This window comes from Gryllotalpicola sp. CP2-P1 (assembly GCF_057512245.1).
The window spans coordinates 1-9,057 of sequence record NZ_JBLRDT010000110.1 but is presented as its reverse complement, the minus strand read 5'-3'; the positions used below and the strand labels follow the sequence as shown (position 1 = coordinate 9,057).

General features: G+C 70.5%; 8 protein-coding genes. 3 read left to right on the top strand and 5 right to left on the bottom strand.

The features are described from left to right. Positions 1-7 precede the first annotated feature (7 nt). Positions 8-730 (bottom strand): MBL fold metallo-hydrolase, encoded by a 723-nt coding sequence (locus ACM2XV_RS09675; protein WP_487026779.1) that lies wholly within the window; start codon positions 728-730, stop codon positions 8-10. Between the two features lie 59 nt (positions 731-789). Between ACM2XV_RS09675 and ACM2XV_RS09670 the strand changes: the two genes are divergently transcribed. Beyond that, positions 790-1,389 carry a TetR/AcrR family transcriptional regulator gene (locus tag ACM2XV_RS09670; protein ID WP_487026778.1) on the top strand — a complete coding sequence of 200 codons (600 nt, stop codon included), beginning with the start codon at positions 790-792 and terminating at the stop codon, positions 1,387-1,389. Positions 1,390-1,747: 358 nt separating this feature from the next. Here ACM2XV_RS09670 and mfd read toward each other — a convergent pair whose 3' ends face one another. Then, positions 1,748-5,341: a transcription-repair coupling factor gene (mfd, locus tag ACM2XV_RS09665; protein ID WP_487026777.1), complete on the bottom strand. Its 3,594-nt coding sequence runs from the start codon at positions 5,339-5,341 to the stop codon at positions 1,748-1,750. Positions 5,342-5,399: 58 nt separating this feature from the next. On the opposite strand from mfd, the gene ACM2XV_RS09660 reads away from it, so the two are divergent. Continuing rightward, a complete protein-coding gene (locus ACM2XV_RS09660) occupies positions 5,400-5,699 on the top strand; it encodes a Dabb family protein (protein WP_487026776.1) in 300 nt (99 codons plus the stop codon). Positions 5,700-5,747: 48 nt separating this feature from the next. On the opposite strand, the gene ACM2XV_RS09655 is transcribed toward ACM2XV_RS09660, so the two are convergent. The 3 genes from ACM2XV_RS09655 to ACM2XV_RS09645 all read right to left on the bottom strand — a co-directional run bounded on the left by ACM2XV_RS09655 (position 5,748) and on the right by ACM2XV_RS09645 (position 7,775). Then, entirely contained in the window at positions 5,748-6,461 is a 714-nt protein-coding gene (locus ACM2XV_RS09655; protein WP_487026775.1) for an alpha/beta fold hydrolase, read from the bottom strand. A 49-nt stretch (positions 6,462-6,510) separates the two neighbouring features. Continuing rightward, complete coding sequence (gene pth, locus ACM2XV_RS09650; RefSeq protein ID WP_487026774.1) at positions 6,511-7,104, bottom strand: aminoacyl-tRNA hydrolase; 594 nt, start codon at positions 7,102-7,104, stop codon at positions 6,511-6,513. Positions 7,105-7,166: 62 nt separating this feature from the next. Continuing rightward, a complete protein-coding gene (locus tag ACM2XV_RS09645) occupies positions 7,167-7,775 on the bottom strand; it encodes a 50S ribosomal protein L25/general stress protein Ctc (protein WP_344773836.1) in 609 nt (202 codons plus the stop codon). Positions 7,776-8,017: 242 nt separating this feature from the next. Between ACM2XV_RS09645 and ACM2XV_RS09640 the strand changes: the two genes are divergently transcribed. Further along, on the top strand, positions 8,018-9,057 hold a 1,040-nt coding region (locus tag ACM2XV_RS09640), incomplete at its 3' end, for a sensor histidine kinase (protein WP_487026773.1).

The following is a 9,057-nucleotide window of genomic DNA, read 5'->3' as shown; positions in this document are numbered from 1 at the left end:
TGTCGGTCTAGCGATCGCCACCGCTCGCGGCGCGGTACCGCCGCACGAGCTCGTGCGCGCTGCCGCGCCAGGGCGCCCCGTGGCCCGGGATCACCACCTCGATGTCGAGGCCGAGCAGGCGCTCCAATGAGGCGGCCGCCTCGGTCGGATCATCGGTGAAGGGCGCCGGCGCCGGGCCGCGCACGCCGGTGAGCACATCGCGCGTCGTGAGCGCGTCGCCGACGAAGACGGTGCGCTGCTCAGGGAAGTACACCGCGATGCTGCCCGGCGAATGCCCGGGCAGCGCGATGAGCTGCGGGCGCCCCGGCAGTTCGAGACGGTCGCCCTCGCGCACGGGCGTGACCTCTCCGAGGTAGCGGTTACGCAGGCCGCCCATGGCGACGGTGTAGCCGAGGAACTGCAGCACGGGCCCGATGCGCCGCCGGCCCCACGCGGGCGTGCTCTTCTCGAGCCCGCGGGCACGGGCCGCGTCGGCCGCGTGCACATAGACCGGCACACCGTGTTCCGCGCGTAGCCGCTCAGCGAACCCGATGTGGTCGCTGTCGCCGTGAGTGAGCACGAGCCCGCGGATGTCGCCGAGTGAGCGGCCCATCGCCGCCAGCTCGCGCTTCAGCTCGCGGAAGTGCCCAGCGAGGCCGGCGTCGACCACGGTGACGCCGTCGTCATCTGCGAAGAAATGGATCGCGATCAGGTCGGTGCCCACGCGATGAATTCCGGGTACGATCTCCATGAAGGCTACGGTACATAGCTTTCATGGCTAATAGCAATAGCTATCGTGAGAGGAGTCCCATGCCGGCACCCAGCCGCACCACGCACGGCGACATCGTCGCCGCCGCTCGCGGAATCGTGGCAGCAGGCGGCCTCGAGGCGCTCACCATGCAGGCGGTCGCAACTCGGGTGGGCGTGCGAGCGCCCTCGCTCTACAAGCGCATCGCGGGCCGCACCGAGCTGATCAGGCTCGTCGTCGTCGCGGTCATCGACGACCTCGCGCGGCGTCTCGCATCGGCCGCGGCCCTCGTCGCACGCGACCCGCGCGGGGCGATCGCCGACCTGGCACGCGAGCTGCGCGCCTTCGCGCACGCGGACCCGTCGGGGTTCGGGCTGATCTTCGGCGGCGCTCCGCTCGACGCGCGGCCCCCTGTGGATGTGCTCGCCCGCTCCGCTGCCCCGCTCATCGACGCCGCGCGGCGACTCGTCGGCGAGGAGCGCGCGCTCGATGCCGCACGGACGCTGACGGCCTGGGCCAACGGATTCCTCACGATGGAGCTCGCCGGCGCGTTCCAGCTCGGTGGCGACGTCGACCGGGCGTTCGAGTGGGGCCTCGCCCGGGTCATCGACGCGGTCGCGGCCGACGAGCCTCACGATTCGAAGGCCGCGCGGCGACACTAGATGCTCTTCCGGTCGGCCCCTCCCCCGGCGCGGCGACACTAGATGCTCTTCCGGCCGGCCCCCTCCCCCGGCGCGGCGACACTAGATGCTGCTCTGCGCACCGCTGCCCCCGTGCGGCGACATTGGATGCCGCTCCGAGCATCGTGTTTCAGCGCCTAGTGTCGCCGCACGAAATGAGCCCGGGGCGAAAGGACACCTAGTGTCGCCGCACGAAATGAGCCCGGGACGAAAGGGCATCTAACGTCGCCGCACGAAATGAGCCCGGGGCGGCGCACGGGACCTGACGCGGCGCGCCGAGGCAGTCCCGAGGCGCGCCGACATGACGCCCGAATCCCTTCCGCGCGGATGGGGCTTGCCGTTATGCGGACTTCGCCCCGGCCTGCGCCGACTCGGACGCCTTCTGTTCCGTCTTCTCAGGCAACGGGAAGATGGCGCGCAGGAGATCGCCGACCCATGCGATCAGCTCGGCGTCGGCGAGCTGCTGCCCGTCGACGGTCTTGATCGGCACCGAGATGGCGCGCTGCTGCTGGAAGTGCTTGGCCCCCGGGTAGAGGCGCTGCAGCCGCACCTGGATCGAGTCGGCAAGGTCGGCCGGCGCGAGCCGCAGATTCGACCCCATCGTGACGACCTCGCCGAGCCCGGCGAGCTGGGCATGCCGTCGCAGACGAGCGACGGCGACGAGGTTCTGCACGGGCTCTGGCAGCTCGCCGTAGCGGTCGGTGAGCTCGTCCACGACGAGGTCGATCGCATTGTCGCGGGCGTTCGGGCCGGAAGCCGCCGAGAGCTTCTGATACGCCTCGAGCCGCAGGCGCTCGGAATCGACATAGTCCTCGGGGATGTGCGCGTCGACGGGCAGCTCGAGCCGCAGCTCGGTCTGCCCCTCGGCGACGTCGCCGCGGAACTGGCCGACCGCCTCGCCGATCATGCGCAGGTAGAGGTCGAAGCCGACGCCCGCGATGTGCCCCGACTGCTCGCCGCCGAGCAGGTTGCCCGCGCCGCGGATCTCGAGGTCCTTGAGGGCGATCTGCATGCCCGAGCCGAGCTCGTTGTTGGCGGCGAGCGTCGAGAGGCGGTCGTGCGCGGTCTCGGACAGCGGCTTGTTCTCGTCCCACAGGAAGTACGCGTACGCGCGCTCGCGCCCGCGGCCCACGCGCCCGCGCAGCTGGTGCAGCTGAGACAGCCCGTACTTGTCGGCGCGGTCGATGATGATCGTGTTGGCGTTCGAGATGTCGAGGCCGGTCTCGATGATGGTCGTCGAGACGAGCACGTCGAACTTGCGCTCCCAGAAGTCGACCACGATCTGCTCGAGGGTGTGCTCGGAGAGCTGGCCGTGTGCCACGGCGATGCGCGCCTCGGGAACCAGCTCGGCGAGCTGCGCGGCCACCCGGTTGATCGATGAGACCCGGTTGTGCACGAAGAACACCTGGCCCTCGCGCAGCAGCTCGCGCCTGATCGCGGCCGCCACCTGCTTGTCGTTGTAGGGGCCGACGAAGGTGAGAATCGGATGCCTGTCCTCGGGCGGCGTGGCGAGGGTCGACATCTCGCGAATCCCCGTGACCGCCATCTCGAGCGTGCGCGGGATCGGGGTCGCGCTCATCGCGAGCACGTCGACGTTGGTCTTGATCTTCTTGAGCGCGTCCTTGTGCTCGACGCCGAAGCGCTGCTCCTCATCGACGATCACGAGGCCGACGTCTTTGAAGGCGACGCCCTTCGCGAGCAGGCGGTGGGTGCCGATGACGACGTCGACGGTGCCGTCGGCAAGGCCGTCGAGCACCTCCTTCGCCTCTTTGTCGGTCTGGAAGCGGCTGAGCTGACGCAGGTGGATCGGGAAGCCGGCGAAGCGCTCGCTGAAGGTCTCGAAGTGCTGCTTCACGAGCAGCGTCGTCGGCACGAGCACGACGACCTGCTTCCCGCCCTGCACGGCCTTGAACGCGGCTCGCACCGCGATCTCGGTCTTGCCGAAGCCCACGTCGCCCGAGATCAGGCGGTCCATCGGGATCGGCCGCTCCATGTCGGCCTTCACCTCGTCGATGGTCTGCAGCTGGTCGGGCGTCTCGGCGAACGGGAACGCGTCCTCGAGCTCCTGCTGCCAGGGCGTGTCGGGCGGGAAGGCGAAGCCCTTTGCCGCCATGCGGGCCGAATAGAGCTTGACGAGCTCGACGGCGATGTCGCGCACGGCCTTGCGCGCCCTCGACTTCGCCGCGGCCCAGTCGCTGCCGCCCATCTTCGACAGCGCCGGGTCCTCGCCGCCCACGTAGCGGCTCAGCAGGTCGAGCTGGTCGGTCGGCACGTAGAGCTTGTCGCCCGGGTAGCCGCGCTTCGACGGCGCGTACTCGAGCACGAGGTACTCGCGCTTGGTCTTGACCGCATTGCGACCGCCCGACGAGACCTCGCGCTGCACCAGCTCGAGGAACTTGCCGATGCCGTGGGTCTGATGCACCACGATGTCGCCGGCCTTGAGCTGCAGCGGGTCGACGACGTTCTTGCGCCGGCTGCCGAGCTTCTTGACCTGCCTGCTCTCGTAGCCGACCGCACGGCCATAGAACTCGGCCTCGCCGATGAGCGCGAGCTTCTCGTCGGCCAGTTCGAAGCCGTGCTCGACGGCGGCCTTCACCAGATAGGCGACCCCCGCCTCGGCATCCGCCGGGTAGTCGTCGACCACGCGCGCGGCGAGACCCGCCTCGCTCAGCACGTCGGAGGCGCGCCCGACGAGCCCCTGGCCCGCGGCCGCGATGACGACCTTCCAGCCGCCCGCGAGCAGCTCGCCGACGTGCTCGAGCGCGCCCATGACGTTGCCCTGGAAGCTCGGCACGGCGGCACCCGAGAGACGCACGGCGTCACCCGCCTCACCCGCGTCGAAGGTCGAGATGGTCCACCAGGGGTCGCCAGGAACGCTCGCCTTGAGCGCTTCGAGCGTGAGGAAGTCGCCGGCCTCGAGGTCGATCGGGGCGGCGGCGCCCACGGTGGCCGCGCTCCACGCGGCGGAGAGGAACTCGCGGTTCGTCTCGGCGAGGCTCACCGCGCGGCTCGCGACGCGCTCGGGGGCGATGACGGCGACGGCAGCGCCCTCGGGCAGGTAGGCCGTGACGGGAACGAGCTTGTCGACGAGCGCGGGGGCGAGCGACTCCATGCCCTCGACGGGGATGCCCTGGCCGACCCGCTCGAGCAGGCTCGACAGGCTCGGGAACTCGTGCTGCATCTCGCGCGCGCGCTGCCGCACCGACTCCGACAGCAGCAGCTCACGGCTCGGCGGCAGGGTCGCCTTGTGCACCGGCTCGGCGAGCGAGCGCTGGTCGGCGACCGAGAACCAGCGGATCTGGTCGACCTCGTCGCCGAAGAAGTCGATGCGGTACGGGTGCTCGGCGATGGGGCTGAACACGTCGAGAATGCCGCCGCGCACCGCGAACTCGCCGCGCCGCGTGACCATGTCGACGCGGGCATAGGCGAGGTCGACGAGGGTTGCGGTGATGCGGTCGAGGTCGTAGCCGCGGTGACCGACCTCGAGCTCGACCGGGTCGATCTCGGTGAGGTTGTCGGCGATCGGCTGCAGCGCGGCGCGCACACTGGCGACCACGACGAGCGGATGCCTCGACTCGGGCGCCTCGCCCTGCCACTGCTTGAGCCGCCGCAGCGCCGTCAGTCGCTTCCCGACGATCTCGGCGCTGGGGCTGAGCCGCTCGTGCGGCAGCGTCTCCCACGCGGGGAACTCGATGATCTCAGCCTCGGGCGCGAAGCTCGCGAGCGCCTGGCGCAGCGCCTCGGAATCGCGCCCCGTCGCCGTCACGACGAGCAGGGCTTGCTGCTCTTTCGGCCGCTTCGCGAGCAGCGCTGCGAGCAGCGGGACGCGGAGGCCGTCTGTGGCCTGGAAGTCGGCGGCGCGACTCGCGTAGGCGAGGGCGTCGTCGAAGTTCTGGGCGCGCGAAAGCGCCTCGATCAATCCCTCGAGTACCACTCCTCAAGTCTACGGAAAGGGTGCCGACATCGGGCTGGGGCGGCTCTAGGGTGAAGGCATGATCAGGCACACCGTCGCGTTCCGGCTCATCCACCCCGCGGGCTCGGCCGAGGAGGCCGCGTTCCTCCAGGCGGCGGCCGAACTCGCCGACATCCCTGGCGTCCAGAAGTTCGAGGTGCTGCGCGAGGTGAGCCCCAAGAACGACTTCGCGTTTGGCCTCTCGATGGAGTTCGACGACCAGGCCGCCTACGACGCCTACAGCTTCGGGCCGAAGCACTCGGCGTTCGTGGCCGAGCGGTGGCAGACCGAGGTGGCCGATTTCCTCGAGGTCGACTACGTGCCCTTCACCGCGAGCTGAGACCCGCCGACAGATCCAGCCGCCAGGCCCGGCCGTCAGATCCAGCCGTCAGATCCAGCCGTCCAAGGCAGTGAGGAACGCCTCGGGGTCATCGCGGCTGATCGTGTGCGACGCACCGGGCACGACGCGCACGACGAACCCGGCTGCAGCCAAACGCGCGGCGAGCGCCTCGTCGACGAGCTTCGACTGATCCGCCAGCACCAGCAGCGAGGGCACCGTCGGCCGCTCGGGTGCGACCAGGATGTCCGCGATATCGCGGCCGAGCAGGAAGGCGCGGAACTTCGGGTCGAAGGCATGGAAGTCCTCGGACTCGATGACCGTGTCCTCCTGCGCCCAGCGCGGGTTGTTCTTCGCGACCTTCGCCGGCGTCGAGCCCAGCAGGCGCCCGACCGCGGGCCACGCGATCGCGCGCGCGAGCAGCGAGAGCCGTGGGGCAGAGAACGCAGGGTCGACGTAGACCGCCCGTGCGGGCTGCAGCCGCCCGACCGCCTGGCTGAGTGCGAAGCCGCCGAGGGAATGCCCTACGGCGAGCTCGGGGCGCGCGGGCACGCTGTCGAGCAGGCTCTCGACGAGGAGCGGCGCGGTGTAGGCATCCGCCCGTGGGCTCTGCCCGTGGCCCGGCAGATCCACCGCGATCGCCCGGTAGCCTCGCGCGGCGAGTTCGGGCCCCAGCAGCCGCCAGTTCCGCGAGCTGCTCATCACGCCGTGCACGAGCACCGCCACCCGCTCGCCCGCGCCCCACTCGCGCGTGAACAGCCTCATGCTCGGCAAGAGTACGTGGGCTGTGCCACGCACCAGCCGCAGCCGCGCGCTACGCCGACTTGGTGTGGAACTTAAGCTGGGCCGCGGTGAGGCCCTGCGTCGTGATGAGCTCGACCGCGTCGGCGGCGTCGGCGATGAGGATCGGCAGGTTCTTCCGCTCGGCCGCGCTGAACGCCTTCAGCACATGATCGGCGGCATCCGATGCCCCGGGCGGCCGCCCGACGCCCACCCGCACGCGCGTGAAGTCGCCTGTTCCGGTCGCCTTGATGATGTCGCGCACGCCGTTGTGCCCGCCGTGCCCGCCGCCGAACTTCAGCTTCAGGGTGTCGAAGGGGATGTCGATCTCGTCCTGCACGACGATCAGCTGCGCGGGGGCGAGGGAATAGAACTTGAGCAGCTGCGAGACCGGGCCGCCCGAGGTGTTCATGTAGCCGTTCGACTTCGCGAGGATCAGCTTCGGGCCGCCGACATGCACGCGCCCCTCGGCGACGTGCGCGTTCGTCTTGTGCGATTTGAAGGTGGCGGATGCCCGCGCCGCGAGCTCGTCGACCACCATCTGCCCCACGTTGTGCCTGGTGTTCGCATAGGCCGAGCCGGGGTTTCCGAGGCCGACGATGAGCCAGGTGTCGGTGGGGGTAGCCATAGCTCTCTACGGTACGCGAAAGGCGGGCGCCCCAAGGGAGCGCCCGCCTTCCTGACGCGGTCCTACTCGGCCGAGTCGCTCTCGGCGGCCTCAGCCTCCGCGGCCTCTGCAGCCTCTGCGGTCTCCTCATCGGCGGGGGCGGCCGGCAGGACGATGCCGACGATGAGCGTCTCGGGCTCGGTCACGAGCGTCGCACCGGCGGGCAGCTCGAGGTCGCCGGCGGTGATGTGCGTGCCGGCCTCCTTGCCCTCGACGTCGACGACGACGCGCTCGGGGATGTTGGTCGCCTCGACCTCGACCGTGACGGTCGACGCGTCCTGCTCGGCGATGGCCGAGCCGAAGGGCTCGCCCTCGACGTGCACGGGGACGTCGACCGTGACCTTCTCGCCGCGCTTGACGACGACGAGGTCGATGTGCTCGATGATCTGGCGCACCGGGTCGCGCTGCACGTCCTTCACGAGCGTCAGCTCGGACTGGCCCGCGATGTCGAGCTCGAGGATGGCGTTCGCCTTGCGGATGAGGAGCATGGTCTCGTGGCCGGGCAGGGTCACGTGACGGGGGTCGGTGCCGTGGCCGTAGATGACGGCCGGGATCTTGTGGGCGGCGCGGATCTTGCGCGCAGCGCCCTTCCCGAAGGATTCGCGGATCTCCGCGGTGAGCTTGTCAGCCATGTGGGTGCCTTTGCTGTCGGTGGGCTTCCCGCCCACGTCTGGTGTGTGATCTCAACTCGAACGCGCGAGCGCGTGAGGAATGACGTGAAGCCGGTTCCACCGCGTCGATAACGGATGCCTGTTGTGTCGGTCGCCCGACGCGACAGGCAGCCCTCGCCGAAGTCGAGTCCACTTTATCAGCCCGGGCGAGCTACTCCCTGGGGAGGATGCCTGAGCCCACCGCGCCCCCCTACGCTGACCCCATGCCGGCGGGAAGAGATGAGCGGAGCCGACGCTCGGCCCTGCGCGTCTGGGTGCCGGTGGTGCTGTCGGCGCTGGTGCAGCTCGGAACGACCTTCGCGGTCCTCGCCACGCGGAGCGTGCGGTCGGCGCCGCCGTGGGTGCAGCACCATGCTCCCCAGATCGAGCAGCCGGCCGCGGTCATCGTCGCCGCGGTGCTGCTCGCGCTCGCCGGCCCGGTGCTGCTCATCCGGATCAGGCGCCGCCCCGGCCCGGTGCTCGTCGCGGTCGCCGCCGTCGCGGTGCTGGGCGAGTCGCTGCTGATCGCGGTGGTCGGCGCGGTGGCGTTCTATGTCTCGGTCGTCTTCGGCGTCGTGATCGCGGTGCTGCACGGGGCTCGGCTCTGGGCATGGGTCGTGACGGGTGTGCTGTGGCTCACGCCGATCGCGCTGTACCTGGTGACCCTGCAACCGGGTGCACTCCTTCTGCTCGTGCCGTGGACGATCCTGTCGATCCTCGTGCTCGTGGTGCCCGAGGGCGTGCGCAACCGGCGCGCGTGGCGCGCACAGCTGCTGCGCGATGCCGAGGCGCGGCGCGCCGAGGAGGCGCAGGCGGAGCGGGTGCGCGTCGCCCGCGAGCTGCACGACGTGCTGGCGCACTCGCTGAGCCAGATCAACGTGCAGGCATCCGTCGGCCTGCATCTGTTCGACTCCCAGCCCGACAAGGCCGCGGCAGCCCTCGCCAGCGTGAAGGAGACGAGCAAGCAGGCGCTCGGCGAGGTGCGCCAGGTGCTCGGGATGCTGCGCGGCGACGCTCCCCTCGCGCCCGAGCGCGGGCTCGCCGACATCGCCGCGCTCGTCGACGGGGTGCGCGCCCAGGGCATCGATGCGTCGCTGCGCTTCGACGTGGCCGCCGACGTGCAGGTGTCCGCGGCGACGCAGCAAGCGGCGTTCCGGATCGCTCAGGAAGCGCTGACGAACGTCACGAGGCACGCCGCGGCGACGCAGGTGCATGTCGCCGTGACCGAGGAAGGCGGCACGCTGCGGGTCAGCGTCGCGAGATC